This window comes from Gordonia sp. HS-NH1, from assembly GCF_001418765.1.
Taxonomy (GTDB): Bacteria; Actinomycetota; Actinomycetes; order Mycobacteriales; family Mycobacteriaceae; genus Gordonia.
The window spans coordinates 51,608-76,957 of record NZ_LIYC01000007.1 but is presented as its reverse complement, the minus strand read 5'-3'; the positions used below and the strand labels follow the sequence as shown (position 1 = coordinate 76,957).

The following is a 25,350-nucleotide window of genomic DNA, read 5'->3' as shown; positions in this document are numbered from 1 at the left end:
GCTCCTGCTCCCTGAGGTGCGAGGAGCGATAGCCGCCGGGCCGAGCAAGCGACGAAGGAGCGCGTCGAGCTCGACGAGCCTCGAAGGGCCCGTGAGACGAAGGAGACCCATGCCACCCGTGATCCGGCCCCGACGACTGCGGACCACCCCGGCCATGCGCCGGCTGGTCGCCGAGACCTCGCTGGAGCCGCGACATCTGGTGCTGCCGATGTTCGTCGCCGACGGCATCGACGACCCGGTACCGATCTCGTCGATGCCGGGCGTCGTGCAGCACACGATGGATTCGCTGCGGACCGCCGCGGCCGAGGCCGTCGACGCCGGTGTCGGCGGGCTCATGCTGTTCGGGGTGCCGCGCGCCGAGGACAAGGACGCCACCGGGTCGGGCGCGGATGCCGACGACGGAATCCTCAACCGGGCTCTGCGCACCCTCGGTGACGATCTCGGGGATGCCACGGTCCTGATGGCCGACACGTGCCTCGACGAGTTCACCGATCACGGGCACTGTGGCGTCGTCGACGGTCGGGGTCGCGTCGACAACGACGAGACCCTCGAGCGCTACGTGTCGATGTCCCTGGCGCAGGCGCGGGCGGGTGCGCATCTCCTCGGGCCGAGCGGGATGATGGACGGCCAGGTCGCCTCGATCCGGGCCGCCCTCGACGCCGAGGGCTTCACCGACACCGGGATCCTGGCCTACGCCGCGAAGTACGCCTCGGCGTTCTACGGCCCGTTCCGCGAGGCGGTCGGCTCGTCGCTGCAGGGCGACCGGCGCACGTACCAGCAGGACGCGGCCAACCGGGTCGAGGCGCTGCGCGAGGTCCGGCTCGACCTCGAGGAGGGCGCCGACATCGTGATGGTGAAGCCGGCGATGAGTTACCTCGACATCGTGCGCGACGTCGCCGACATGAGTGACGTGCCGGTCGCGGCCTACCAGATCAGCGGCGAGTACTCGATGATCTCCGCCGCCGCCGAACGCGGGTGGATCGATCGCGATGCCGCGATCCTGGAATCGCTGACCGCCATCCGACGGGCCGGTGCGTCGATCGTCCTGACCTACTGGGCGGCCGAGGTGGCGCAGCGCCTGTCCTGACCTGAGCGTGTAGGGCTCGTCGTGCTGCCCGTTCACTAGGCTGGTCCCATGTCCGCACCGTACGACCCCGCGTCCGACCCCGGCGCGCCGTCGCGACCGAAGATCCCCGACTCCGTCTCCATCGCCGTCGAGCTGTGGGTGGTGGTGATCGTCGGGCAGATCGTGGCGATGTTCGCGCAGACCGGCACCTTCGTCGACATGATCCGCGATCAGGTGAGTTCCGCTCCGCAGGAAGGGGTCCCGCCCGAGCAGATCGACTTCATGACCTCGTCGGGGTTCGTGGTCGGTGTGCTGGTCGTGACGTCGCTGTTCCTCACCGCGATCACGGCCTTGGTCGTCTGGTTCACCCGCAAGGGCTACAACTGGGCGCGCATCGTGCTGTCGGCGATGGGTGTCTACGTCGTGGTCAGCTTGCTCTTCTCGCTGTTCGGTGGCGACACGTCGCCGGCGTGGGCGATGGTCCCGCAGGTGATCAGCGGCGTCGCGGCGCTCGGCGCGACAGTGCTGCTGATGCGCGGCGACTCCGAGACGTATTGCCGGGCCATGGCGCAGGCGCGCAAGCCACAACCGATCCACCCCCCGACGCCGCCGTATCCGTACGGCCAGAATCCGTATGGCCAGAACCCGTACGGACAGAACCCGTACAGCCAGAACCCGTACGGACAGAACCCCTACGGACAGAATCCGTATGGCCAGAACCCGTCCGGCCGCAGTCCGTATGACCCGAACCCATACGGCGAGAACACGCCGTATGGTGACAGCGAACATCGGGATGAGCGCGTCGGCCCTCATCCCGAGAAGCCCCACTCGGAGCCCGTCCATCTCGAGAAGCCGCGCCCCGAGAACCTGCGCCCCGAGAACTCGGGGTCCGAGAACCAGAACGAAGGACCGAAGAACCAGTGACAAGTCCCGATCCGGCGCTGCGTCCGAAACTCGTCGTCTGGGCCTACCGGTGCTGGCTGGCCTCGGGCGCGCTGCTGATAGCGCTCGGCGCGCTGGTGATCGTCGTGTCCGCGGTCGCCGACACCGGGACCGTCACCTCCGGAGTGCTGGGTGCGATGGTCGTCGTGGTGGGTGTCGCGTACATCCTGCTGGGCAGCAAGGCCTACACCGGCGATGTGCGGTGGCGCTCGTCGCTGGCGGCGCTGACCCTGGTCGTCGTGGCGATGCTGCTGTTCCTGAGCCTGGGAATCCAGTTCTTCGCATTTCCCCTGCTCGCTGCGATCGTCGGTCTGTTCGGGTCGTTGCTCGCCTACCGGCCGCCCGCCGAGACCTGGTACACCGGCAAGGAGCCGGACGCTCCGGCCCGCCGGTCCCGCAAGAAGAACACGTGACCTCCGATCCGCCCGCCTCCGAGCCCGAACCCCCGGAACCCGACGCCCCGGAACCCGATGTGGCGGACCCCGTGGAACCGGCGGGGGAGATCTTGTTCGCCGAATCCGGGGGCAGTTGGTGGGTCGTCGTCATCGGTCCGATCCTGGTCGGTGCTGTCCTGGCCCTGGAGATCGCCGGACCCGGTCAGGTGCACTGGCCGGTGCTGGCGATCTTCTTCGTGCTCCTCCTCGGGTTCTCGGTCGTGCAGGTGTCCGCGGCGCGTCGCCATGTCAGTGTCGAACTCACCGAGACCACCCTCCGGCAGGGCGCCGTCACGACCCCGCTCGCCGACATCGAGAAGATCTTCCCGCCCAACCACGGTCACACCCCGGAGGACTGGGAGAGTTCGTCCGCGCTCGGCGAGCTGCACGGAGTACCCAGGCGCCGCAAGGGTATCGGCGTGAAGCTGACCTCGGGGACACTCGCCCAGGCATGGGCCCGGGACGTCGAACGGTTGCGCAGCGAACTCACGCAGGCGCACGAGGCGGTCCGGCTGGGTCTGCCGCCCAGGGGCACCCCGACCACGGGCCGGGACCCCGGGGATCAGGACGTGACCGAGTGACGGCCCGCCCGGCTGTCGCGGTAGGCGCGGCGTCGTAGATCGCCCAGCCACGACGGCGCGAACTCGACGCCTTCGGGCCGGTGCAGGATCGGGTCGAAGTCGACGTCGAGTCCGGTGAGGACGTGGTCGAGTTCGATCCGGACCACGGGCACGAACCGTCGGGCACCCGCTTCCAGGACGATGACGATCGGCTGGTTCCGGCGCAGACGAGCAGCCAGGTCCTCGATCGACACCCCGGAGGAGTCCGACGGCTCGAGGATGCGGGCCCGGATCCAGTACAGCTCTCCGTCGTATCGGTAGGGCGTCAGGCTCGACACCGCGGTGGCCCAGTGCGTCGTCGGGAGCGGCAGCGGTACCCGGCCGGCCAGCGGGGCCGGGCCGGCGAGCAGGAGATCCCAGGTACCGGTGGCATCGGTCGTCGACGAGACGCCCCCGCCGCCCACCGTGCCGGGGTCGGCCGCCGGGAACCGGATGGCCACTCCGACGATGTCCGGCAGTCCGCCGGGCGTGCCGATCCCCTTCGACACCCGTACCGACACCGGACCGCTGCGGAAGGGCAGTGGGTGATCGGCGGACAGTGCGGCTCGCCCCCCGCAGAGGAGACCGTCGGGGTGGAACACCCGGGCGTGCCGCAGGGCGGCGAGCCAGCGGAACGGGGTCGTGACGAGGTCGGGCAGAGCACTCACATGAGTCCCCTTCCGGATCGGGAGGCGGGCACACGCCGCAGCGGGGCCTCGGCAGCGGCGTCGGCGGCAGTATGCCCGCTCTCCTGACGCTCAAACCCGCCCCGGAACGCAACGCGGCCACCGTCTCCTCGACGGTGGCCGCGATGGTCTGTGGAGCAGGCGTCAGCCGTTCTGCAGCATGGGTGCGCGCAGCAGCTCCTCGGGGACGCCGAACGCGTCGACCAGCGACCGTGCGTGCGGGCGCAGCTCCAGGCAGAGCTCGTTCACGCCGCGGCGGATCGCCTTGGCGCGCTCCACCGAGATGTGCCGGTGCATCAGGAACCAGGACAGGTCGTCCTCCAGCGCCGAATAGACGAACAGGTCGCACACCTTGCCCAGAAGGTCTGCCGCCGAACGGGAATCGCAGTTCTCGATCGCCTCGACGAAGGCCTCGAGCACGACACGCTCGATGTGTGCGTGTCCCACCTTCAGCAGGTGGTCCTGCGCGTTGTTGAACACCTCGAAGGCGTCGTTGTCGTCGTCGAGTGCGCGGCGCAGACGTTGCGCACACGTGCGGACGAGGTGATCCTCGCGATTGCGGAACAGCCGGATCTGCGTGCTGCGGTCGGTGAGGGCCGACTTCTCGGTGTCCTCGTCGGAGCCGTCGAGCAGGGTCTGCACGACCTGCCGGACCGCGGTCTTCTCGGCAACCACGTCACGTGCCATGCCGGCGATGAAACGCACCCAGCCGCCGGCCGAGAGTCCCTGCACGTCTTCGGAATACGCCGACAGCAGCTCCTTGGCGATCAGCTGCGTCATGATCGTGTTGTCGCCCTCGAAGGTGGTGAAGACGTCGATGTCGCCACGCATGATCGACAGCTGGTTCTCGTCGAGATAGCCTGCGCCGCCGCAGGCTTCGCGGCTGACGTTGATGGCGTGGGAGGCGTGCCAGGTGGCGTAGGCCTTCAGGCCGGCGGCCTGTCCCTCGAGCTGGCGCTGACGTCCGGCGTCGGAATCGTCGGGGGCGACCGACTGCACCTCGTGGAGTTCGGCGACGATCTCGTTCTGCGCGAACCCGATCGCATACGACTTGGCGATGAGCGGCAGCAGCTTTCGTTGATGGCCCAGGTAGTCCATCACCGTGATCTCGTCGGTGGCGTCGGGTGCCTCGAACTGCTTGCGGATCAGGCCGTAGCGGGTAGCCAGGGCCAACGCCTTGCGGCCGGCGGCACCGGCAGTCGCGGCCACACTCACGCGGCCGCGGATCAGGGTGCCGAGCATCGTGAAGAACCGGCGGTTGGTGTTCTCGATGGGGGAGCTGTAGCTGCCGTCCGCGGCGACGTCGGCGTAGCGGTTCAGCAGGTTCTCCGCGGGGACCCGGACGTTGTCGAACATGATCCGGCCGTTGTCGACGCCGGCGAGTCCGCCCTTGTATCCGCAGTCACTGGTGGTGACACCGGGCAGGTCGTTGCCGTCCTCGTCGCGGATGGGCACCACGAAGCAGTGCACCCCACGCCCTTCGGCCTCCTCGTCGGGTCCGCCGGTGACGAGCTGCGCGAACACGGCGGCGTAGCGGGCGTGTGCGGCGGCGCCGCCGATGTAGTCCTTGCGGGACGACGGGGTGGGGGAGTTGATCACGAACTCGCGGGCATCGCGGTCGTAGGTGGCCGTGGTCTCGATGGCCTGGACGTTCGAGCCGTGGCCGGTCTCGGTCATCGCGAAGCAACCGAGAACGCTCAGATCGATGATCCCGGGCACGTACTTCTCGTGATGCCTTGCGGTGCCGAGGTTCTCGACGGCGCCACCGAAGAGGCCCCACTGCACGCCCGCCTTCACCATGAGCGACAGGTCCGCGTAGCCGAGCATCTCGATGGCGGTGATCGACGCCCCGATGTCACCGCTGCCGCCGTGGTCTTCGGCGAACCCGGCGGCGGCGAAGCCCTGAGAGGCGAGCTCGCGCATCACCTCGAGGGTGTGCGCACGGGCTTCGTCGAGTGTCCGGGACGGGTCCGGCAGCAGGTCCGCGCGATTCGAGTTCTCGCGCACCGTCTCCCTCGTCGTGCGCCAGCGGCCGTCGAGGACGAACCGCAGATTGTCGACCAGCAGGGCCCGCTCGTCCGCGGACAGCTCGTCGTCGGCGGACACCGACGCCGGCGTCACCGGATCGTCGACGGTCGGCTCGGTGGCGATGGGTGTCGGACCCGTCGTCGAAGGGGTCTTCGCAGCAGGGGCCTGTTCGTCGGGACTCGCCGAAGTGGGGGTTGCCATGGCTCCACCGTACGTAGTGGATCGGCGTCGGACCTAGCTTTTGTGGCGCTCGCTACTGACGAGTAAGGAACACCATCCGGTGGACGGGTCGGCGCCGAACATCCTCCTCGGGGCCGGTCCGACGGCCACGTCGCCCGCGGTGTGGTGATACTTGACCCATGTCAGCCGCGGACTCCGATCCGGCCGCGTTCCGCACGCGGGTCGTCGCCGAGTCGATCCGTCTGTTCAGTGAGCACGGGTACGAGTCGACGACCGTCGAGCAACTTGCGGCGGCGGCCGGCATGTCCCGCCGCACGTTCTTCCGGCAGTTCGGGTCCAAGGAAGACGTGATCTTCGCCGACCACGAGTCGTTGCTCGCCCAGGTCGGCGCTCGGCTCGCCGCCGACCGCGATGACCCGTGGCTGGCCGTCTGTGCCGCCGCGGAACTGGTCTTCGGCCACTTCGTCCGCGATCGGGAACTCGCGGTGCGCCGGGCGCAGGTGGTGCAGGAGGTGCCGGCACTGCGAGACCGGGAACTGGTGACCACCTACCGCTACCAGGGGGCGTTCGAGGAGTTCCTGCGCACCCGGCTGCCCGACGAGTCGCCGGTTCACGTCGTCGCCTACGTCGCCGCGGTCACGGGTACCCACAACTTCCTGCTCCGGCAGATGATCCGCGGCGATGCCGAGGCCACGCCGGAACGCCTGCGCGTGGAGCTCGAACGGGTAGCTGTGGCACTCGGTGCCGGACCGGCCGGAGAGGCGTCGAACCGGCATGCGACTCCGGGCAGACAGGTCACCGTCGTGACCTATCCGACGGGGACCTCGCCGGCGGAAGTCGCACGTCGCGTGGCCGAGGAGCTGGGGGAGGGCTGAGTCCCGCGAACGGTCGCGGGACAACCGCCGCGGATTCGGGGACAATCGGCCGGGAGAGGTCCCGCGCGGTTGACATGGCACTCAGTGCCGTGCTGCACTGGGGATCAACATCTGCCGGTACACGCGTGCCGGGAACGAACAGGCACTCCAGGTGCCGTGAGGAGTTGTCATGGGTTACGGAAATCCCGACTTCAACGTCTTCGAGCTCCCGGAAGAGCACATCGCCCTGCGTGAGGCGATCCGGGCGCTCTCGGAGAAGGAGATCGAGCCCCACGCCGCCGACGTCGACGAGAACTCCCGGTTCCCCCAGGAGGCCCTCGACGCCCTCGTCGCATCGGGGTTCAACGCGATCCACGTACCCGAGGAGTTCGGCGGTCAGGGCGGCGACTCGATCGCGGCGTGCATCGTCATCGAAGAGGTCGCCCGTGTCGACGCGTCGTCCTCGCTCATCCCCGCCGTCAACAAGCTCGGCACCATGGGCCTGATCCTCAACGGCTCCGACGACCTCAAGCAGCAGGTGCTGCCCGGCATCGCGTCCGGCGAGGCGATGGCGTCGTATGCCCTGAGTGAACGCGAGGCCGGCTCCGACGCCGCGGGCATGAAGACCCGCGCCCGCAAGGACGGCAACAACTGGGTGCTGAACGGCACGAAGTGCTGGATCACCAACGGCGGCAAGTCGTCCTGGTACACCGTCATGGCCGTGACCGACCCGGAGAAGAAGGCCAACGGCATCTCCGCGTTCATGGTCCACAAGGACGATCCCGGCTTCACCGTCGGACCGCTGGAGAAGAAGCTCGGCATCAAGGGTTCGCCGACCGCGGAACTGTACTTCGAGGACTGCACGATCCCGCTCGACCGCATCATCGGCGACGAGGGCACCGGCTTCAAGACCGCCCTGCAGACCCTCGACCACACCCGCCCCACCATCGGCGCGCAGGCCGTCGGAATCGCGCAGGGCGCACTCGACCAGGCGATCGCATATGTCAAGGACCGCAAGCAGTTCGGCAAGCCGATCAGCTCGTTCCAGGGTGTGGAGTTCATGATCGCCGACATGGCGATGAAGGTCGAGGCCGCCCGCCTGATGGTCTACACCTCGGCCGCCCGAGCCGAGCGCGGCGAGAAGAACCTGGGGTTCATCTCCTCGGCGTCGAAGTGCTTCGCCTCCGACGTCGCGATGGAGGTCACCACCGACGCCGTCCAGCTGTTCGGCGGCGCCGGCTACACCCGCGACTTCCCGGTCGAGCGCATGATGCGCGACGCCAAGATCACCCAGATCTACGAGGGCACCAACCAGATCCAGCGCGTCGTCATGAGCCGCGCGCTGCTTCGCTGATCACCCACACCGCTGGTTGAGAATCACGATCTCGCCCCGTCGGCTTCGGCCGGCGGGGCGAACTGCGTTCCCGCGGTGCCGTTTCCGTCCCGCTGATGGGATCGAATCAGCGGCACGGAATTGGCGACGCGGGAGGGGTGTCCGTGAGGTGCTAGGCGTACGCCGACCGGAACTCGATGCGGGCGCCCTGCTGCCGGGCCGCGTCGCGGAAATTCTTCATCGCGCGTTCCATGTGGAAGCCGTTGGTCACGATGATCGCGCCGTTCGCGCCCATGTGCTTGAGCATCCGCACCGTGTTCTGGGCGTTCTGCACCGTGGAGGTCGACGCCCCTTCATTGACCATCTGCCACATCGGGATTCCGCGTCGGATGAGGCCGAGGTTCATGAACTGGGCTTCGGTGACCGGGAGCCAGTGGGTGTCGCCGCCGGAGACGATCATGCGGTTGAACGGGTGCTTCTTGCCGAGGTTGGCCGCGACGTCGAGCCTGCGCTTGAGGACATCGGGGGTCTGGCCGAGAACACCGAACTTGGCACCCAGGACGACGATGTAGCGAGTCGGCGGACTCTGCCAGAGGAAGTTGCTGTTCGGGGTGCCGAGTTCGGAGCTGCCGAGGTCCACGCTGCCGAAATCGGTACTGATCGCGGCATTCTGGACGTTCGCGACCGGCTCGGACGGTGCGACGGCGACGGCCACCGAGGCGGCCGTGGCGATCGCGGCCGCGGCAGCCGCGGTCGTGAGGGTTCTACGACGCATGGTGACCGAGTGTAGGGATCAGTACGGCCGTGCAGGTATCAAAGTGGTAACACCTGCATCTCTAGTCACATACGTAACATCCTCAAGTGAGCGCGATGTACTTCACCGAGAGGTACTCGTCGATGCCCTCGCTGCCGCCCTCGCGCCCGATTCCGGACTGTTTGATCCCGCCGAACGGTGCAGCGGCATCGGAGATCACGCCTCGATTCACCCCGACCATGCCCGAGTCCAGGCGCTCGGCGACCCGCATGCAGCGCTCGAGATCGCGGCTGTAGAAGTACGACGCCAGGCCGTATTCGGTCGAGTTCGCGGCCTCGATGCCCGCGGACTCGTCGTCGAAGGTGCTGATCACCGCGACGGGTCCGAAGATCTCTTCGCGCGTCACTGGGGCGTACGGGTCCACATTGTCGAGAACCGTTGCCGGATAGAAGAAGCCGCGTCCCTCCGGTCGTTCACCGCCCAGCCGAACCCGGGCGCCGTCGGCGACGGCCTGCTCGACCGCCTCGGCGACCTTGTCCCGCTGATCGGCGTTCACCAGCGGTCCCAGGGTCACCCCGTCGGAGTAGCCGGGCCCCATGCGGACCTCCGACATCTTCGCGACGAGCTTCTCGGTGAACTCCTCGACGACCCCCGCCTGCACCAGGAAGCGGTTGGCCGCGGTGCACGCCTCACCGCCGTTGCGCATCTTGGCGGCGAACGCGCCCTCGACCGCGGCGTCGATGTCGGCGTCGTCGAAGACGAGGAAGGGGGCGTTGCCGCCGAGTTCCATCGAGGTGCGCTGCACTCGCTCGGCGGCCTGGCCGAGCAGGCTGCGGCCCACCGGCGTCGAACCGGTGAAGCTGATCTTGCGAATCCGGTCGTCGGTGATCAACGTCGAGGACACCTCGCCGCTCGACGTGGTGGGCAGGACGGACAAAACGCCCGGGGGGAGGCCGGCTTCGGCGAAGGCCTCGGCCAGGGCGAGCATCGTCAACGGTGTCTCGCGAGCCGGCTTGACGATGATGACGTTGCCTGCCGCGAGCGCGGGACCGATCTTGCGCGTTCCCATCGCGAGCGGGAAGTTCCACGGCGTGATGGCCAGGCACGGTCCGACGGGCTGATGTGCCACCAGGATGCGTCCGTTTCCGGCCGGCGCCGGAGTGAACCGGCCCCCGATCCGGACGGCCTCCTCGGCGAACCAGCGCAGGAACTCCAGTCCGTAGGTGGTCTCGGCGCGACTGTCGGGAAGGGCCCGGCCGAGTTCGAGCGTCATCAGCATCGCGATGTCGTCCGCGCGTTCGGTGAGCAGTTCGAAGGTCCGGCGGAGGATCTCGCCGCGTTCGCGTGGTGCGGTGGCCGCCCAGTCCGCGGAAGCGGCGACGGCGGAGTCCAGCGCAGCACGGGCGTCGGCGACCCCCGCGTCGGCGACCGAGACGAGCGACTCCTCGGTGGCCGCGTCATAAACGTCGAAGGTGGTGCCGTCGGCCGCCGGTGTGGACCGGCCGTCGATCCAGAGACCGGTGGGCACCGCTTCGAGCACTCCCCGCGGGTCGAGAACGTTCTTGTCGCCACTCATCCGAAGCCACATCCTCACATGTCGGTTCTGCCGGTTCGAACCCTACTCCCGGACTCCGATCGACCCGCTGAGCTGCGATGTTGGCGAGTGGTCGGGATGGGGGCGACTATTGCGTCGTGGCGAAACGAAGGCTGTTGGGGACCCTGACCGGACTCGTTGCGGCCGGTGCCCTTCTCGCCGGATGCGCCCAGTCGACGCAAACGGATGCACAGTCGACGCAAGCGCCCGCCCAGTCGACGCAAACGGGCGCCCAGTCGACGGAAATGCCCGCCCAGTCGACGGAAAAACCCGCCCAATCGACGGAGTACGTGAACCTCGGCGACAGTTTCAGCGCCGGAACCGGCGTGAGCCCGCTCGAGGAGGACTCGCCCATCTACTGTCAGCGGTCGTCGAGGAACTACGCGCACATCGTCGCCGAGGAAGAGGACTTCGACCTGACCGACGTCAGCTGCGCGGGCGCCGACACCGGTGACTTCCGCGAGTCGCAGCACCAGGGCGTGCCGCCTCAGCTCGACGCCCTCGACGAGGACACCGATGTGGTGACGCTGATGATCGGCGGCAACGACGAACAGACCTACGGCCGCGCGATCCGGCTCTGCAGCGAACTCGCCGACGTCGACCGCGCCGGTGCGCCGTGCACCGATCGCTACGGACGATCGCTGATCGACCCGGTCGCGGCCGACATCTACCCGGCTGTCCGTCAGGCGCTGCGCGATGTGCGAAACCGGGCGCCGAACGCCCGCATCCTGCTCGCGGGCTATCCGTGGCTGCTCCCGCCGACCGTCAGCTGCTATCCCGAGATGCGGCTCGCCGAAGGTGACGTGCCGATGATCCGCGAACTGCAGACGGCGCTGAACACCTATGGCCGGCGCGCGGCCGAGGACGAAGGGGTGGAATTCGTCGACATGTCGCAGGTGTCCGAGGGGCACGATGCGTGTGCCGGCGACGAGCGCTGGATCGAGCCGATGACCACCTCGGGCCCCGGCGCGGTGCACCCCAACGAGCAGGGGCAGGCGGCGATCGCCGAACAGGTTCGCAAGGCGCTCGCGGGCTAGTCCCGCACCGCTGCGACGCCGTGCCGACCCCGCTGACCAGCGGGGATTTGGGTCACCCGGTGCCGTTTGGAACACTGTAGGCCGTGACCCCTTCCGCTGCTGCCACGCCTGCTCCCGGAACGGCTGCCTCGGCCGCGCTGTTCACCCGCGCGACGCAGGCCATTCCGGGGGGCGTCAACTCCCCGGTGCGCGCGTTCTCCGCGGTCGGCGGGACCCCGCGCTTCATCGCCTCCGCGGTTGGATGCCGGCTCACCGACGCCGATGGCAACGACTACGTCGACCTCGTCAGCTCGTGGGGTCCGATGATCCTGGGGCACGCACACCCGGCCGTCGTCGAGGCAGTTCGTGAGGCGGCCACCGGCGGGCTGTCCTTCGGTGCGCCCACCGAGGGCGAGATCGAACTCGCCGAGGAGATCATCGGCCGCGTCGACCCCGTCGAGCGCGTCCGGCTGGTGAACTCCGGCACCGAGGCGACCATGTCGGCGATCCGCCTCGCCCGCGGGTACACGGGTCGCGCCAAGATCATCAAGTTCGCCGGCTGCTACCACGGTCACGTCGACGCACTGTTGGCCGCGGCCGGTTCCGGGGTCGCCACGCTCGGCCTGCCGACGAGCCCAGGTGTGACCGGTGCGTCGGCGCACGACACCCTCGTGCTGCCCTACAACGACCTCACCGCAGTCGCCGACGCCTTCGCCGAGTTCGGCGACGACATCGCCGCCGTGATCACCGAGGCGGCGGCCGGGAACATGGGCGCGGTCGCCCCGGTGGAGGGTTTCAACGCCGGACTGCGTGACCTCACCCGGCGCCACGGCGCGCTGCTCATCATGGACGAGGTCATGACCGGCTTCCGTGTGAGCCCGAGCGGTTGGTACGGGCTCGAGGGTGTGGCCGGCGACCTCTACACCTTCGGCAAGGTGATGAGCGGGGGACTGCCCGCCGCGGCGTTCGGTGGGCGCGCGGATGTCATGGAACGACTCGCACCGACCGGGCCGGTGTACCAGGCGGGCACGCTGTCGGGGAACCCCGTCGCCGTCGCCGCCGGACTCGCGACCCTGCGGCACGCCGACGTCGAGGTCTACCGCACCCTCGACGCCAACGCCGACCGGCTCGCGACGATGCTGCACGAGGCCCTCTCCGCGGCCGGGGTGGCCCACCGCGTGCAGAAGGCCGGCAGCCTGCTGAGTGTGTTCTTCACTACCGATCCGGAGACGCCGATCGTCGATTACGCCGGTGTCTCCGCCACGGAGACCTGGCGGTTTGCGCCGTTCTTCCACGCTCTGCTCGAGCGCGGCGTCTACGCACCGCCGAGCGCCTACGAGGCCTGGTTTGTGTCCGCGGCGCTCGACGAGGATGCTTTCTCGCAGATCGCCGATGCGCTGCCCGCGGCAGCGCAGGCGGCCGCGACCGCAGCCACACCGGGGGACAACGCCTGATGCACACGATCGTCCACATGATGCGCCACGGAGAGGTCGACAACCCCGACGGCATCCTCTACGGCCGTCTGCCCGGTTTCCGGCTCTCCGCCGACGGCCAGGCGCAGGCGCGCAAGGTCGCCGACACACTCGCCGACCACGACGTCCGGGCCGTGTTCGCCTCGCCGCTGCAACGCGCGCAGGAGACGGCCACGCCGATCGCCGCCGCGCACGGCATCCCGATCCTGACCAACGACGACCTCATCGAGGCCGAGAACGTCTTCGAGGGCCTCAAGGTCTCGGTCGGCGACGGCGCGCTGAGCAAGCCGCGGCACTGGCCGAAACTGCGGGACCCGTTCACCCCCTCCTGGGGCGAGCCCTACATCCAGCTCGCGCACCGCATGCTGGCCGCGGCCAACAAGGCCCGCGACGCCGCCCGCGGTCACGAAGCCGTCTGCGTCAGCCATCAGCTGCCCGTGTACACGCTGCGCCGGTTCCTCGAAGGTCAGCGCCTCTGGCACGACCCGCGTCGTCGCCAGTGCTCGCTGGCCTCGCTGACCAGCCTCATCTACGACGACGACGCCCTCGTCGACATCATCTACTCCGAACCGGCCGGGTCCTCCGACCCGCTGGCCACCGGTGCGTGAAACCGAAGGTCTGACCCAGTGCGCAAGTTCCTCCTGCCGGCGGTGTTGTCGGCCCTGATCATGCTGATCGCCGGCTGCAGCACCGGCGACGACGCGGTCGCGCAGGGGAACACCTTCCAGTTCGTCTCGCCGGGCGGGCAGACCGTCATCACCTATGCGCCCGAGGATCGCAAGCCGATCGCCGACGTCACCGGCGAGGATCTGATGACCGGGCAGGAGCTGTCCCTGTCCGATCCTCCGTTCGCCGGCAAAGCCCTCGTCATCAACGTCTGGGGATCGTGGTGCGGGCCCTGCCGTGGCGAGGCCGATGACCTCGAGCGCGTCTACGAGCGCTACCGTGCCGACGGCGTGGAGTTCCTCGGCATCAACCTGCGCGACGACCGGGAGTCCGCGAAGGACTTCATGATCGACCGCAAGGTCGGGTATCCCTCGATCTACGACTTCCCGGGGATGTCGCTCGCCGCGCTGACGACGCCCACCTCGGTGGTGCCGACGACGATCGTGCTCGATCGGGAGCACCGCCCGGCGGCGGTGTTCCTGAAGGCGGTCTCGGACGCCGAGCTCGACGAGGTCGTCCAGCGCGTCGCGGCCGAACCGGCGGGCCCGGTGTGATGAACGGCTCGACCACGATCCTCGCCTCGTCGATCGGCGACACGTTCGCCGACACCGTGTCCAGCGGACCGATCCTGCTCGCCTTCGCGGCATGCCTGCTCGCGGGGCTCGTCTCGTTCGCGTCGCCGTGCGTCGTGCCGCTGGTCCCGGGTTACCTGTCCTATCTGGCCGGTCTCGTCGGGGCGGAGGCGCCCGCGGTGAAGGTCGGCGAACAGGCCAAGAGCGGCCGGTCGCGGGTCGCGCTCGCCGCCGGCCTGTTCGTCCTCGGCTTCACCGTCGTCTTCGTCGCCGCCACCGCGACCGTCCTCGGCGTGACCAGTACCTTCGTGCTGAATCGTGAACTGCTGCAACGCATCGGCGGGGTCGTCACCATCGCGATGGGCCTGGTGTTCATCGGTCTCATCCCCGCGTTGCAGCGTGAGGTCCGCTTCGAACCGCGTCGGGTCTCCAACATCGTCGGCGCGCCGCTGCTCGGTGCGGTCTTCGCGCTCGGGTGGACGCCGTGCCTGGGACCGACCCTCGCCGCGGTGATCGCCACCGTCAGCGGGACCGAGGGGTCGACGGCGGCCAAGGGTGTGACCCTCATCGTCGCGTACTGCCTGGGACTGGGCCTGCCCTTCGTGATCCTGGCGTTCTCCTCGGCGTGGGCCCTGCGCAGTCTCGGCTGGCTCCGCCGGAACGCCCGCACGATCCAGGTGATCGGTGGCGTCCTGCTGATCGGGGTCGGCGTGGCCCTGCTGACCGGCTGGTGGGACCAGTTCATCGTGTGGGTCCAGGTCCGCTTCGTCACCGACACCCAACTACCGATCTGAGCGCTGGACCCATGACCGATCTCACCGACCGCCCGCAGGTGCACACCCCCGAGCCGGCCCGCAAGCCCCATTGGGCGCGTCGCCGGGTGCTGTGGCCGGTCCGCAACCTGTGGCGGTCGCTGACCTCGATGCGGACCGCGCTGATCCTGCTGTTCCTGCTCGCGCTCGCCGCGATCCCCGGTGCGCTGCTCCCGCAGCGCGAGCTCAACGAGCAGAAGACCCTGGAGTACATCGCCGACCGCGGTCAGCTCGGCGTCTGGATGGACCGGCTGCAGCTGTTCGACGTCTTCTCCAGCGCCTGGTTCACCGCGATCTACGTGCTGCTGTTCATCTCCCTCGTCGGCTGTCTGACGCCGCGGATGGTCGAACACTTCCACAGCCTGCGCGCGAAACCCGTTGCCGCACCCCGCAACCTGTCCCGTCTGCCGCGGCACGTCACGCACACCGTCGACGGCGACCCGGAAACGATCGCCCGCCGGATCGAGGGGCGGTTGCGCGGCTGGCGTCGCGAGGTCGTCGTCCGCGAGCCGAGTGCGGCGTACCCGGACGGATGCGTCGAGGTCTCCGCGGAGAAGGGATACCTCCGCGAGTTCGGCAACCTGGTCTTCCACTTCGCCCTGCTGGCGCTCCTGGTGTCGATCGCGGTGGGCAAGATGTACGGCTACGAGGGCACCCGCAGTCTCGTCGCCGACGGCGAGCAGGGCGTGTGCAACACCTCGACCGCCATCTACGACTCGTTCCGCGCCGGCAACCTGGTCGACGGCACCGACCTCTCACCGTTCTGTTTCCGCGTCGACGACTTCTCGGCGACCTTCCTGCCCAGCGGCCAGCCCGACATGTACGACGCCACCATCCGGTACGCCGCGGGCAGCGACGGCGGCGTCGGCAACCTCGGCGATCCCGCCGGCTGGGAGACCGCCTCGGTCCGGGTCAACGAACCGTTGCGCGTCGCCGGCGATCGGGTCTACGTCCTCGGCAACGGCTTCGCGCCGAGGTTCACCGTGACCTTCCCCAACGGGGAGAAGCGCACGCAGACGACCCTGTTCGTGCCGGATGAGCTCCAGACGATGCTCTCGTCGGGCGCCGCGCGCTTCGACACCCCGGCCGGCCTCTACCCCGACGCCGACGACCGTCGCAAGAACCAGATCGCCCTGGAGGGCCTGTTCGCGCCGACCGCGTCGTTCCACGGCTCGCTGTTGACCTCGGCGTCGCCGGAACCCGACGACCCCTTCGTCGCCATCCGGATCTTCAAGGGCGACACCGGTCTCGACACCGGCAAGGCGCAGAACGTGTACTCGCTCGACCAGGACCTCATCGAACAGGGCCGCCTCCAGCGCCAGTCGCAGGTCAACCTCGGGGTCGGCCAGAGCCACACCCTGGCCGACGGCACGACGGTGACCTTCGACGGCTACGACCGGTGGGTGTCGGTGCAGGTCTCGCACGATCCCGCCCAGGTCTGGGTGCTGGTCAGCGCGATCGTGATGCTCGGTGGTCTGCTGGTGTCGCTGCTGATCCGCCGCCGGCGCATCTGGGCCCGGCTGGTCCCGGTGCCGGTCGCGAGCGCGCAATCCGACGGCGGTGACCGGGGCGCTGATGGTCACGAGAACGGGCAACGACGTACTGTAGTAGAGATTGCCGGCCTGGCACGCACCGATCAGGCCGGATGGGGTGAGGGCTTCGACGAGCAGGCGGCCGATCTCGTGGCCGACGACGCCGGCGCACCCGCCTCGCGGCGGACGACCCGGCGGCTCTAGCAGCCGGCGAAAGGAAGCACATGAACACCGAAGCACCGGCGATGCCGATCGACGAGACACTCGCGCGGTACTCGGACCTGCTGTATGGCACCGCCATGACGGTCTATGTCGTCGCGGTCATCCTGTTCCTGGGTGCGCTCGCGGCCGTCCGCGGCCGCCGTCTCGAGCAGAAGCAGCTGGTCAACGCCGGTGCCGGCGGGACCGAGGCGCGAGTGCCCGGTCGTGTCGACGAGTCCTCGCGTCGGACTCTCGGCGAGAAGCTCGGCAACATGGCGCTGCCGGTCGTCGTCGTCGGACTCGCCGCCCACCTCGGTTCGATCGTGCTCCGCGGGATCGCGACCGAACGCGCGCCCTGGGGCAACATGTACGAGTTCATCTCGATGACGTGCGCCGCGGGCGTGCTCGCGGGACTGATCATCCTGCGCAAGCGCGAACACCGTCCGCTGCTCTCCTTCGTGCTGCTCCCCGTCATCCTGCTGATGTTCATCGCCGGCCGCTGGCTCTACACCCAGGCCGCGCCGGTCGTCCCCGCGCTGAAGTCCTACTGGCTCGCCGTGCACGTGTCGATCATCTCGGTGTCCTCGGGCATTCTGCTGGTCTCGGGCGTCGCGAGCATCCTCTACCTGGTCAAGATGCGCTGGGCGGCGACCTCGCCCGACGGTTCCGCCGCGGCCGCGAGCCGCCCGGGCTTCGCCGGCTCGGTCCGCCGCATCGTCGAGCACCTGCCGTCGGCCGATCAGCTCGATCGCCTGGCCTACAAGTGCGTCGTGATCGGCTTCCCGCTGTTCGGTCTCGGCGTCATCTGCGGTGCCATCTGGGCCGAGGCGGCGTGGGGCCGGTTCTGGGGCTGGGATCCCAAGGAGACGGTGTCCTTCATCGCCTGGGTGATCTACGCGGCCTACCTGCACGCACGAGCGACGGCGGGCTGGCGCAGCAATGCCGCGGCCTGGATCAACGTCGCCGGATTCGTGGCGATGCTGTTCAACCTGTTCATCATCAACCTGGTCGTCTCCGGCCTGCACTCCTACGCAGGTCTGTGAGCGGCAGGCGTCAGCTGGAAGCCTCGCTCGGGGAGTTCTCCTCGGCCTTCTTGGCGAGCGCCTGCGCCTTGACCAGCTTGAGCAGGTCGATGAGCGCGTCGATCGTGTCCGGGCACAGCGAACCCATGTCGATCCCGGACAGATGGCTGCCGGTCACCTGGAGCATCTCGACGTAATTCTGTTGTTGCCGAACGCGTTCGAGATCCTCGTCGGGGTTGGACAGGAAGTAGGTCACGCTGACGTCGAAGGCGCGGGCGATGGCTTCGACCGTACGGAACGACGGCGTCCGGGCCTTGCCGGTGCGTAGCTGGGAGATGTACGCGTCAGACAGCGAGTAGCCGAGCCGGTTGGCCTTCTCGGCGATCTTCTTGCCGGTATATCGGATGCCGTTCTCGTCACGACTGTGTTCGAAGAGATAACCGATCTTCTCGGCGAAGCTCAGGTCGTCATCGGTTGACGTCCCTCGCGGAGATCGTCCCGGGTTCAACGGCGCCTTCTCTCGGATCAGCCATCGTGGAATCGATGGTGAAGTGGACGATACCCTACCCCTGGGTATGTTCCGTAGAGACGTTCTGAACCTGGTCTCAGCTTTTCTGCCGGGCCCCACGCCTCAGATCTCGTCACCGTCGGTGCCGTTGGTACCGCGGGTGCGATTGTCCAGGTCGCGGAGGAAATCGGGGTCGTCGTCGGGACCGAGCGGGCCGCGCGGCCGGGCGCGACGAGGGCCGGACGAGGGGGTGTCGCCGGACTCGTCGGCATGGGGTCCGAAGGCGCGCCACATGAGGAAACCGATGGCGAGAAGACCCAGAACGGCGAACAGATAGATCATGACAACCTCCCGCAGTCCAGCGTACGTGAGATGCCTCAGAGGCCAGGGTGAACGCGGGCCGGACCCGCACATCTCGGCCGATCGGATGAGTCCCGGCCGGCTGGTCGGGCCGCCGGCGACAGGGGAGGGCCCGACGCGGGTCAGTGCGTGCGACGGTTGAGCAGGGCGACGACGTCTTCCTCGCGGAAGCGCCGATGGCCCCCCGGGGTGCGGATCGAGCCGAGGATGCCCGAGCTCGCCCAGCGGGCGACCGTCTTCGGATTGACGTTGAACATCGCGGCGACCTGGCCGGGGGTCAGCGTGTGCTGGCTGGCGAGTCCAGGCGTGATGTAGGTCGCGGGCGGTGCTGTCTCGATGCTGGTCATGGTTCCCCCTGCGTGGTGGAGTGCTCGGTCGGCGCGCCGGAGGTGGCGAAGCGGCTCTGCACGTGGTGGACGAGTTCTTCATGAATACACGCAAATCGCCCAGGTACTCGAACCGTCAGCGGGAGGTAAAGAGCGTGCAAAGCCCTGCGACCTGCGGGAGCGTGAGGACCGCCCAGTAGGCTGGAGGGGTGAGTGAACCGCACGACCCCACCCCCGTCCCCGGCACACCGGCCCCCGGCAAACCCGCCCCCGGCGAGAAGGCCGCGCCCGGCGACGCCGCCCGCCAGACGACCGCCGCGGACACCGCGCCGCAGGCCGGTGGACGCCCGATGACCCTGGCGGTTGCCCTGTTCGCCTACACGTTCGCGCGGCTGCTGCTCGTCGCCGCGGTGGTCGTGATCATCATGGTCGGCGGACGCCTCGTCGACGTCGAGGTGCCGTTCCTCGTCGCGGCGGTGTTCGGTGTGCTGATCGCACTCCCGCTCGGCATGGTTCTGTTCAAGACGCTGCGCCTGAAGGTCAACAGCGAGATCGCGGCCCTGGAGGCCGGTCGCCGGTCCAAGCACGACGATCTGCAGGCACGGCTCCGCGGCGAGAAGTGAAGCCGACGCGGCTCGTCGACCGTCGCGCCGACCGCGCCTGGACCCAGAACGCCATCCGCCTCATCGAGGCCGACGGCCGACGCAGTGCCGACACCCACCTGCTGCGCGTCGCACTGCCCGCGTGGTCGCGCTGGACCGAACCCGCCGGCAACGGACCAGGCGGGGATCCACTCGACGGGCTCGGGGCTCGCGAGGTCGGTGTGGACCTCTACGTCAAGGACGAGTCGACCCACCCGACTGGATCGTTGAAGCACCGGCTGGCGCGTTCACTGTTCCTCTACGCCCTGTGCAACGGGTGGGTCGTCGAGGGCACACCGGTCATCGAGGCGTCGTCGGGGTCGACGGCGGTGAGCGAGGCCTACTTCGCCGAGCTGATCGGCGTCCCGTTCATCGCGGTGATGGCCAAGAGCACGTCCCCGGCCAAGACGGCGCTGATCGAACGCCACGGCGGGCGGTGTCATTTCGTCGATCACCCCGGCGAGGTCTACGCCGAGGCGCTGCGTCTCGAGGCCGAGCTCGGCGGCCATTTCATCGACCAGTTCACGATGGCCGAACGCGCGACCGACTGGCGCGGCAACAACAACATCGCCGAGTCGATCTTCGCGCAGCTGGCCGAGGAAGACCATCCGATACCCACGTGGATCGTCGTCGGGGCCGGTACGGGTGGTACGTCGGCGACCCTGGGGCGATACGTGCGATACCGGCGCCACGACACCTGGCTGGCGGTCGTCGACCCGGAGAACTCGGTGTTCTTGCCCGCGTACGAGTCGGCGGACGGGACGCTGACCGCCGAGACCGGCTCCCGTATCGAGGGGATCGGCCGCCCGCGGGTCGAGCCGTCGTTCATCTCACAGGTCATCGACCGCATGATCGGCGTGCCCGACGAGGCGTCTATCGCGACCGCGCGCCGCGTGAGCGATCTCCTCGGCCGCCGCGTGGGCGGGTCCACCGGCACCAACATGTGGGGGGCCTTCTCGCTCGTCGCCGAGATGGTCGCCGCGCGGACGCCCGGCAGCATCGTCACGTTGCTCTGTGACTCGGGGGATCGGTACGCGACCACCTATTTCGACGACGACTGGCTGGCCGCCGGCTCGTTCGACCTCGGCCCCGCCGAGACGGTGCTCGACGAGTTCCTCGCCACCGGTCGCTGGACCGCCTGAGACCCGGGCCGGATACCACCGGTGGGTTACGATCCGGGAGTGTCGATGGAACCCGGGCGGACGCCCGGCACCGGAAGTGCCCTGGTGGAGGCGGTCGATCTGGTGCGCGAGTACCAGATGGGCGACGAACGGGTCCGCGCCCTGGACGGTCTGAACCTCTCGATCGACGGCGGGCAGTTCGTGTCGGTGGTCGGTCCGTCGGGAGCAGGCAAGAGCACCCTGCTGCACGTGCTCGGGGCTCTCGACACCCCGACGTCCGGGCGGATCAGCATCGACGGGGTCGATCTCGGCGCGCTCGACGACACCGCCGCCTCCGAATTCCGGCGCAATCGCGTCGGATTCATCTTCCAATTCTTCAATCTCGTCCCGACGATGTCGGCGTGGGAGAACGTCGCACTACCGCGCCTCCTGGACAACCAGTCCCTGCGCAAGGCGAAACCCCGTGCGGTGGAACTGCTTCGGCGGGTCGGACTCGGCGACCGGGTCGATCATCGGCCGTCGGAGCTGTCCGGCGGCCAGATGCAGCGCGTCGCGATCGCCCGCTCGCTCATCATGGACCCGACGATCCTGCTCGCCGACGAACCGACCGGGAATCTGGACTCCAAGACGGGTGAGTCGGTACTCGAACTGCTCTCGGAGGTCGCCCACGACACGCCCGACCGGCTGGTGGTGATGGTGACCCACGATCCGAAGGCCGCCGCGGTCGCCGACACCACCATCACGGTCCGCGACGGGAAGATCGCCTAGTGCCGAGCCGGGGTACTCGCGCCCCCCTGTCGGCTGAGCAGGGGAGGAGCGTAGCGACGACCCGTGTCGAAGCCCTGCTCGCCGGTCTCACGCGCATCCGGCTGCTGAATCTGCGCGAGATCCGTACCCATCGGTTGCGCCTGCTCACGTCGCTGGCGGTGGTGGTCGTGTCGTCGGCGTTGCTGATCGCGGTACTCGGGACCTACGGGTCGGCGTCGGAATCGGTGCGCGAGTTCAACAACGCGGTGTCGGGTGTCGCCGACATCGAGGTCGCGGGCATCACCGACACCGGGGTCGACGAGTCCCTGGCCGGCGAGATCCGTCGCGACGTCGATGCGGCGGCGGCCGTCGTGCCGATGATCCGCGGGTCGGTCGTCGTCGAAGGTTCGGCCGTGCCGCTGCTCGGCTCCGACCAGCGCGTCACCCAGCTGTCGGGCAGTCTGCGAGCCGCCGTGCAGCAGGAGCAGGCGGGTGGTCCGCAGTCGGCGACCGTCGATCTCGATCGCCTGCGCACCGGCGTGTTCGTCGGTCCGGGTCTCGGGCTCGAGCGCGGAGACCGCCTGTCGGTCAACGGGATCGACGTAGAGGTCCTCGAAGTCCTCGGCAACGCGCAGGCCGCGGGCCTCAACAACGGCCGCTTCGTCTTCGCCTATGTCGACCTCGCGCAACGGCTCGTCGGACTCGAGGGCCGCCTCGACTCGATCCTCGTCGTGACCGAACCGGGCGCCGACGTGTCCGCGGTTCGCGCGCAGGTGAAGGGCATCGTAGACGGCCGCGCGGTGGTGGTCGACCCGGACTTCCGCGCCAAACAGGCCGAGGTAGCCAGTTCGGTGACCCGCGACGCGACCCTGCTGGTGTCGCTGGTGTCGCTGGTGATCGCCGCCTTCCTGGTGTTCAACACGATGAACATGGCGGTGGCCTCGCGGCGCAGGTCGCTCGCGATGATCCGTGCGTTGGGCGCCAAGCGGTCCCACCTCGTCGGTGACATGCTCGGCGAGGCCGCGTTGATGGGTCTGGTCGGCGGCGCGCTCGGCATCCCGCTCGGGATCCTGGCCGGGCGGGCCGTGATCGGCAGCCTGCCCGAACCACCGGCCGACTCGGTCGGCACCGTCATCAACTACCACCTGCCGGCCTATGCGCCCGCGGCCGCGGTGATCGCCTGCGTGGTGGCGTGTGTCGCGGCGACGACGCTGGCGGCGCGGGCGGTGTTCGCGGTCTCGCCGGTGGAGGCGATGGCTCCCGTGGAGGTGTCGGACTCCGCGTCCCGGCGTGGTCCCGCGGTGGTGGTCGCCGCCGTACTCGGCGTCGCCGGCCTCATCGCGTCGTGGGTCATCGTGTCGACGGTGCCGGGCCGGCCGGCCATCCTCGCCGGTGTCTTCTATCTGGTCGGCGCGCTGCTCCTGTGTTTCGCGCTGTCGAAGCCGTTGGCCTGGGCGGTGGTTCGGGTGGCGCGCTGGTTCGGCGGTCCCGGGCAGCTCGCGTCGGTGAACACCGAGCGAGCCCCGCGGCGCGCGTGGGCGACGTTGATGACGGTCGCGGTGGCCATCGCGGTCGGGATGGGGACATCGGGCGCGCTGGACAATCTGGTCTCCTCGATGTCGAAATCCCTCGACGGGCTGGGTGATCCGGACTTCTACGTGTCGTCGACGTCGGCCGCGACCCTGCCCCTGGGGCCGATCCTGCCGGCGTCGGTGGCCGAGCGCGTCACCGCGGTTCCCGGCGTCACCGAGGTGGTCGGTGGCCAGTGGGCCGCGGTGAACATCGGCGAGAGCAAGGCGAATGTGCAAGGGCTCGAGCCAGGTTCGCGGGCTCCGTTCATGCGCAAGGCCTCGCCGGAGGCGGTGGCGAGCGTGCTCGCCGGGGACGGCATCCTGATGTCGAATGTCCTCGCGCGGGCGCTGGACGTGGACACCGGCAGCACGGTGGAACTCGCGACTCCCAACGGCCCACGGCAGACGGTGGTGCGTGACACGGTCGACTACGTCTCTCTCGATTCCGGGGTGGCGGCCATGTCGCAGGAGTTGCTGGCCGACTGGTTCGATCGCGACGGTGACACCTACCTGCAGGTGATCACCTCGCCCGACGCCGACCCGGTTCAGGTCCGCCGGGACCTCGATGCGCTGGTCCAGAACGTCCCGACGACGGGCAACAAACCGATCAGCGTCTACAGCGGCGCGGAGGCCCTCGCCGCGACCCAGGCCACCGTCGAGCAGGCCGGCGCGTTCGCGGTCGCCATCCAGTGGATCGTCGCCGGTGCGGCCGCGATCGCACTCCTCAACACGCTGCTGCTGTCGGTTCTCGAACGCCGGCGCGAGCTCGGCGTCCTGCGGGCCATGGGCGCCTCGCGCAGGTTCGTCTCCCGCACGGTGCTCGCCGAGGCGGGTGCGGTCGCCCTGGTCGGGTCGGTGGTCGGCGTCGTCCTCGGTGCTGCGATGCATCTGCTCAGCAACCAGATCCTGACCATCACGACGTCGCTGACCGTGCTCTACTCGCCGCGGCCGTCGGCCCTGCTCTTCGTGACCATCGCGGTCGCGTTGTGCCTGGTCGGGGCGTTCATACCCGCGGTCCGTGCCGGTCGGATGAACATCAGCGAGTCGATCCAGAACGAGTAGTACGGTCTGCGAACCCGCGACCGGGCGAGATGTCGCACACCCCGCTCGTCAACAATTATTGACAAGGCAGTCGTGTCAACATAACCTGACATCATGCACGACGACCACAGCACCGACACCGCACCCGACGCATCGAGCGCCGAGCTGGCCGGGGACGCCGCGAGCGGCGACCCGGCGAGGGGCCTGGCCGCGGTACGCGCACTGCGCACCCTGGCCGACCGACTCGAGGACGTGCAGGTGGCCAACGCCCGTGCCAACGGGTGGAGCTGGCAGGCGATCGCAGAAGTACTGCAGATCAGCCGACAGGCCGTGCATCAGAAGCACTCACAACGTGAGGCCCGTGCGAGCGGGCCAGAAGGAGATTCAGATGTTTGAGCGAATCAGTCGCGATGACAAGATGCTGCTGGCTTTCGCCACGCAGGAGGCCGGCGACCTGGGTCACCGGCAACTCGGTAACGACCACCTGATCCTGGGCATGCTCTGCAATGCCCGCAGCCCGCTGTTCGCGCTGCTCGCCGACCATGGCCTGACGCTGTCGTCGGCCCGGGAGGCGGTACGTCGGTACCATGACGAGCACGCGGATCGGTCCGACACCGCGGAGACCGCCGACGACGAGTCGTTCCGCGAACGCTATGAGGGGGACCGAGAAGCACTGCGCACGATCGGGATCGACCTCGACAAGGTCCGCGAGGCGGTGCGCGGGCGGTTCGGTGAGGACCTGTCCGACGGGTGGGGCGAGCGCGCCGAGCGCGGACCCCGAGGTCGTGGTCGCGGGAGACGTGGGGACGGACGTCGCGGGGAAGGACGAGTGGACCATGGTCACCGCCACGGCCGTGGTCGCGGCCCCCGGCCCGACTGCGGTCCCGAGGGCTTCGGCCCGGGTCCCTTCGGTCCGGGCGCCTTCGGACCGGGCGCCTTCGGCCCGGGTCCCTGGGGCCAGGGTTTCGGCCCCGGTCCGGGCGGACCGTTCGCCGGGGAGGGGCCGTGGGAGCCGGGACGCGGCCGGCGCGGACCGCGGGGCCGGGGTTCCCGGCCGCGCTTCGCGAGCGATACCCGGGACGCCTTCGGCCGGGCCATGGAGATCGCGCGGGAACGGGGCGACCGACGGCTGCGCGCCGAGTACCTGCTGCTCGGGATCATCGACACCGCCGACGACGCGTCGCGGGCACTGATCGAATCCGCCACCACCGCACCCGAACTCCGCGCGGCCGTGGTGGCGATCCTGCCCGACGTCGAGGCCCAGGTCTGATC

General features: G+C 69.1%; 26 protein-coding genes. 19 read left to right on the top strand and 7 right to left on the bottom strand.

What is annotated here, in order from left to right:
* Positions 1 to 109 precede the first annotated feature (109 nt).
* Genes hemB through AMD30_RS07475 form a run of 4 tightly spaced genes read left to right on the top strand, consistent with a single transcriptional unit; the run spans position 110 to position 3,023 of the window.
* On the top strand, positions 110 to 1,087 hold the full coding sequence (gene hemB / locus AMD30_RS07490; protein ID WP_055475194.1) for a porphobilinogen synthase: 978 nt from the start codon (positions 110 to 112) through the stop codon (positions 1,085 to 1,087).
* A 48-nt stretch (positions 1,088 to 1,135) separates the two neighbouring features.
* Complete coding sequence (locus AMD30_RS07485; RefSeq protein ID WP_055475193.1) at positions 1,136 to 1,990, top strand: hypothetical protein; 855 nt, start codon at positions 1,136 to 1,138, stop codon at positions 1,988 to 1,990.
* On the top strand, positions 1,987 to 2,421 hold the full coding sequence (locus AMD30_RS07480) for a hypothetical protein (RefSeq protein ID WP_010842029.1): 435 nt from the start codon (positions 1,987 to 1,989) through the stop codon (positions 2,419 to 2,421). Before AMD30_RS07485 ends, AMD30_RS07480 begins: the two co-directional genes overlap by 4 nt.
* Positions 2,418 to 3,023: a hypothetical protein gene (locus tag AMD30_RS07475; protein WP_010842028.1), complete on the top strand. Its 606-nt coding sequence runs from the start codon at positions 2,418 to 2,420 to the stop codon at positions 3,021 to 3,023. The genes AMD30_RS07480 and AMD30_RS07475 overlap by 4 nt, the downstream gene beginning before the upstream one ends.
* On the opposite strand, the gene AMD30_RS07470 is transcribed toward AMD30_RS07475, so the two are convergent.
* Positions 3,005 to 3,709, bottom strand: coding sequence for a hypothetical protein (locus AMD30_RS07470; protein ID WP_055475192.1), 705 nt, complete (start codon positions 3,707 to 3,709; stop codon positions 3,005 to 3,007). The genes AMD30_RS07475 and AMD30_RS07470 overlap by 19 nt on opposite strands.
* Before the next feature lie 162 nt (positions 3,710 to 3,871).
* Positions 3,872 to 5,956, bottom strand: coding sequence for an acyl-CoA dehydrogenase family protein (locus AMD30_RS07465; protein ID WP_055475191.1), 2,085 nt, complete (start codon positions 5,954 to 5,956; stop codon positions 3,872 to 3,874).
* A 158-nt stretch (positions 5,957 to 6,114) separates the two neighbouring features.
* Between AMD30_RS07465 and AMD30_RS07460 the strand changes: the two genes are divergently transcribed.
* Positions 6,115 to 6,810 carry a TetR family transcriptional regulator gene (locus AMD30_RS07460; protein ID WP_055475190.1) on the top strand — a complete coding sequence of 232 codons (696 nt, stop codon included), beginning with the start codon at positions 6,115 to 6,117 and terminating at the stop codon, positions 6,808 to 6,810.
* Between the two features lie 169 nt (positions 6,811 to 6,979).
* A complete protein-coding gene (locus AMD30_RS07455) occupies positions 6,980 to 8,143 on the top strand; it encodes an acyl-CoA dehydrogenase (protein ID WP_010842024.1) in 1,164 nt (387 codons plus the stop codon).
* Positions 8,144 to 8,294: 151 nt separating this feature from the next.
* Here AMD30_RS07455 and AMD30_RS07450 read toward each other — a convergent pair whose 3' ends face one another.
* Positions 8,295 to 8,897 (bottom strand): YdcF family protein, encoded by a 603-nt coding sequence (locus AMD30_RS07450; RefSeq protein WP_010842023.1) that lies wholly within the window; start codon positions 8,895 to 8,897, stop codon positions 8,295 to 8,297.
* 82 nt (positions 8,898 to 8,979) lie between these two features.
* The gene (locus tag AMD30_RS07445) at positions 8,980 to 10,452 is read right to left on the bottom strand and encodes an NAD-dependent succinate-semialdehyde dehydrogenase (RefSeq protein WP_055475189.1); all 1,473 of its coding nucleotides are present in this window, start codon (positions 10,450 to 10,452) and stop codon (positions 8,980 to 8,982) included.
* 116 nt (positions 10,453 to 10,568) lie between these two features.
* On the opposite strand from AMD30_RS07445, the gene AMD30_RS07440 reads away from it, so the two are divergent.
* From AMD30_RS07440 to ccsB, 7 genes are all read left to right on the top strand, one after another.
* A complete protein-coding gene (locus AMD30_RS07440; RefSeq protein ID WP_084817225.1) occupies positions 10,569 to 11,507 on the top strand; it encodes an SGNH/GDSL hydrolase family protein in 939 nt (312 codons plus the stop codon).
* 83 nt (positions 11,508 to 11,590) lie between these two features.
* On the top strand, positions 11,591 to 12,940 hold the full coding sequence (hemL, locus tag AMD30_RS07435; RefSeq protein ID WP_055475187.1) for a glutamate-1-semialdehyde 2,1-aminomutase: 1,350 nt from the start codon (positions 11,591 to 11,593) through the stop codon (positions 12,938 to 12,940).
* Complete coding sequence (locus AMD30_RS07430) at positions 12,940 to 13,566, top strand: histidine phosphatase family protein (RefSeq protein ID WP_010842019.1); 627 nt, start codon at positions 12,940 to 12,942, stop codon at positions 13,564 to 13,566. The genes hemL and AMD30_RS07430 overlap by 1 nt, the downstream gene beginning before the upstream one ends.
* A gap of 18 nt (positions 13,567 to 13,584) precedes the next feature.
* Positions 13,585 to 14,178, top strand: a complete 594-nt coding sequence (locus AMD30_RS07425) for a TlpA family protein disulfide reductase (protein ID WP_055475186.1) — start codon at positions 13,585 to 13,587, stop codon at positions 14,176 to 14,178.
* Entirely contained in the window at positions 14,178 to 14,990 is an 813-nt protein-coding gene (locus tag AMD30_RS07420) for a cytochrome c biogenesis CcdA family protein (protein WP_055475262.1), read from the top strand. The genes AMD30_RS07425 and AMD30_RS07420 overlap by 1 nt, the downstream gene beginning before the upstream one ends.
* A gap of 11 nt (positions 14,991 to 15,001) precedes the next feature.
* Positions 15,002 to 16,744, top strand: coding sequence for a cytochrome c biogenesis protein ResB (resB, locus tag AMD30_RS07415; protein WP_055475185.1), 1,743 nt, complete (start codon positions 15,002 to 15,004; stop codon positions 16,742 to 16,744).
* Positions 16,745 to 16,764: 20 nt separating this feature from the next.
* Positions 16,765 to 17,784, top strand: a complete 1,020-nt coding sequence (ccsB, locus tag AMD30_RS07410; RefSeq protein WP_055475184.1) for a c-type cytochrome biogenesis protein CcsB — start codon at positions 16,765 to 16,767, stop codon at positions 17,782 to 17,784.
* 10 nt (positions 17,785 to 17,794) lie between these two features.
* Here the strand turns inward: ccsB and AMD30_RS07405 are convergent, their stop codons facing one another.
* The 3 genes from AMD30_RS07405 to AMD30_RS07395 form a co-directional block, all read right to left on the bottom strand.
* Positions 17,795 to 18,271, bottom strand: a complete 477-nt coding sequence (locus tag AMD30_RS07405; RefSeq protein WP_010842014.1) for a helix-turn-helix domain-containing protein — start codon at positions 18,269 to 18,271, stop codon at positions 17,795 to 17,797.
* Between the two features lie 123 nt (positions 18,272 to 18,394).
* Complete coding sequence (locus AMD30_RS07400; protein WP_010842013.1) at positions 18,395 to 18,613, bottom strand: hypothetical protein; 219 nt, start codon at positions 18,611 to 18,613, stop codon at positions 18,395 to 18,397.
* A gap of 140 nt (positions 18,614 to 18,753) precedes the next feature.
* Positions 18,754 to 18,978 carry a BldC family transcriptional regulator gene (locus AMD30_RS07395; protein ID WP_010842012.1) on the bottom strand — a complete coding sequence of 75 codons (225 nt, stop codon included), beginning with the start codon at positions 18,976 to 18,978 and terminating at the stop codon, positions 18,754 to 18,756.
* 188 nt (positions 18,979 to 19,166) lie between these two features.
* On the opposite strand from AMD30_RS07395, the gene AMD30_RS07390 reads away from it, so the two are divergent.
* The 6 genes from AMD30_RS07390 (at position 19,167) to AMD30_RS07365 (ending at position 25,348) form a co-directional block, all read left to right on the top strand.
* Positions 19,167 to 19,580: a DUF4229 domain-containing protein gene (locus AMD30_RS07390; protein ID WP_055475183.1), complete on the top strand. Its 414-nt coding sequence runs from the start codon at positions 19,167 to 19,169 to the stop codon at positions 19,578 to 19,580.
* Positions 19,577 to 20,740, top strand: coding sequence for a PLP-dependent cysteine synthase family protein (locus tag AMD30_RS07385; RefSeq protein ID WP_055475182.1), 1,164 nt, complete (start codon positions 19,577 to 19,579; stop codon positions 20,738 to 20,740). Before AMD30_RS07390 ends, AMD30_RS07385 begins: the two co-directional genes overlap by 4 nt.
* A gap of 45 nt (positions 20,741 to 20,785) precedes the next feature.
* On the top strand, positions 20,786 to 21,487 hold the full coding sequence (locus AMD30_RS07380; RefSeq protein ID WP_014925565.1) for an ABC transporter ATP-binding protein: 702 nt from the start codon (positions 20,786 to 20,788) through the stop codon (positions 21,485 to 21,487).
* 26 nt (positions 21,488 to 21,513) lie between these two features.
* A complete protein-coding gene (locus AMD30_RS07375; RefSeq protein ID WP_084817224.1) occupies positions 21,514 to 24,099 on the top strand; it encodes an FtsX-like permease family protein in 2,586 nt (861 codons plus the stop codon).
* Positions 24,100 to 24,192: 93 nt separating this feature from the next.
* Positions 24,193 to 24,474: a hypothetical protein gene (locus tag AMD30_RS07370; RefSeq protein ID WP_014925567.1), complete on the top strand. Its 282-nt coding sequence runs from the start codon at positions 24,193 to 24,195 to the stop codon at positions 24,472 to 24,474.
* Positions 24,467 to 25,348 (top strand): Clp protease N-terminal domain-containing protein, encoded by an 882-nt coding sequence (locus AMD30_RS07365; protein ID WP_055475181.1) that lies wholly within the window; start codon positions 24,467 to 24,469, stop codon positions 25,346 to 25,348. Before AMD30_RS07370 ends, AMD30_RS07365 begins: the two co-directional genes overlap by 8 nt.
* The last annotated feature ends 2 nt before the right edge of the window (positions 25,349 to 25,350 follow it).

Excerpts from the sequence above, each read along its gene's own strand:
- hemB (WP_055475194.1), top strand. The coding sequence starts at position 110 with ATGCCACCCGTGATCCGGCCCCGACGACTGCGGACCACCCCGGCCATG.
- AMD30_RS07485 (WP_055475193.1), top strand. The coding sequence starts at position 1,136 with ATGTCCGCACCGTACGACCCCGCGTCCGACCCCGGCGCGCCGTCGCGA.
- AMD30_RS07465 (WP_055475191.1), bottom strand. The coding sequence starts at position 5,956 with ATGGCAACCCCCACTTCGGCGAGTCCCGACGAACAGGCCCCTGCTGCG.
- AMD30_RS07460 (WP_055475190.1), top strand. The coding sequence starts at position 6,115 with ATGTCAGCCGCGGACTCCGATCCGGCCGCGTTCCGCACGCGGGTCGTC.
- AMD30_RS07455 (WP_010842024.1), top strand. The coding sequence starts at position 6,980 with ATGGGTTACGGAAATCCCGACTTCAACGTCTTCGAGCTCCCGGAAGAG.
- AMD30_RS07450 (WP_010842023.1), bottom strand. The coding sequence starts at position 8,897 with ATGCGTCGTAGAACCCTCACGACCGCGGCTGCCGCGGCCGCGATCGCC.
- AMD30_RS07445 (WP_055475189.1), bottom strand. The coding sequence starts at position 10,452 with ATGAGTGGCGACAAGAACGTTCTCGACCCGCGGGGAGTGCTCGAAGCG.
- AMD30_RS07430 (WP_010842019.1), top strand. The coding sequence starts at position 12,940 with ATGCACACGATCGTCCACATGATGCGCCACGGAGAGGTCGACAACCCC.
- AMD30_RS07420 (WP_055475262.1), top strand. The coding sequence starts at position 14,178 with ATGAACGGCTCGACCACGATCCTCGCCTCGTCGATCGGCGACACGTTC.
- resB (WP_055475185.1), top strand. The coding sequence starts at position 15,002 with ATGACCGATCTCACCGACCGCCCGCAGGTGCACACCCCCGAGCCGGCC.
- ccsB (WP_055475184.1), top strand. The coding sequence starts at position 16,765 with ATGAACACCGAAGCACCGGCGATGCCGATCGACGAGACACTCGCGCGG.
- AMD30_RS07400 (WP_010842013.1), bottom strand. The coding sequence starts at position 18,613 with ATGATCTATCTGTTCGCCGTTCTGGGTCTTCTCGCCATCGGTTTCCTC.
- AMD30_RS07395 (WP_010842012.1), bottom strand. The coding sequence starts at position 18,978 with ATGACCAGCATCGAGACAGCACCGCCCGCGACCTACATCACGCCTGGA.
- AMD30_RS07380 (WP_014925565.1), top strand. The coding sequence starts at position 20,786 with ATGGAACCCGGGCGGACGCCCGGCACCGGAAGTGCCCTGGTGGAGGCG.
- AMD30_RS07370 (WP_014925567.1), top strand. The coding sequence starts at position 24,193 with ATGCACGACGACCACAGCACCGACACCGCACCCGACGCATCGAGCGCC.
- AMD30_RS07365 (WP_055475181.1), top strand. The coding sequence starts at position 24,467 with ATGTTTGAGCGAATCAGTCGCGATGACAAGATGCTGCTGGCTTTCGCC.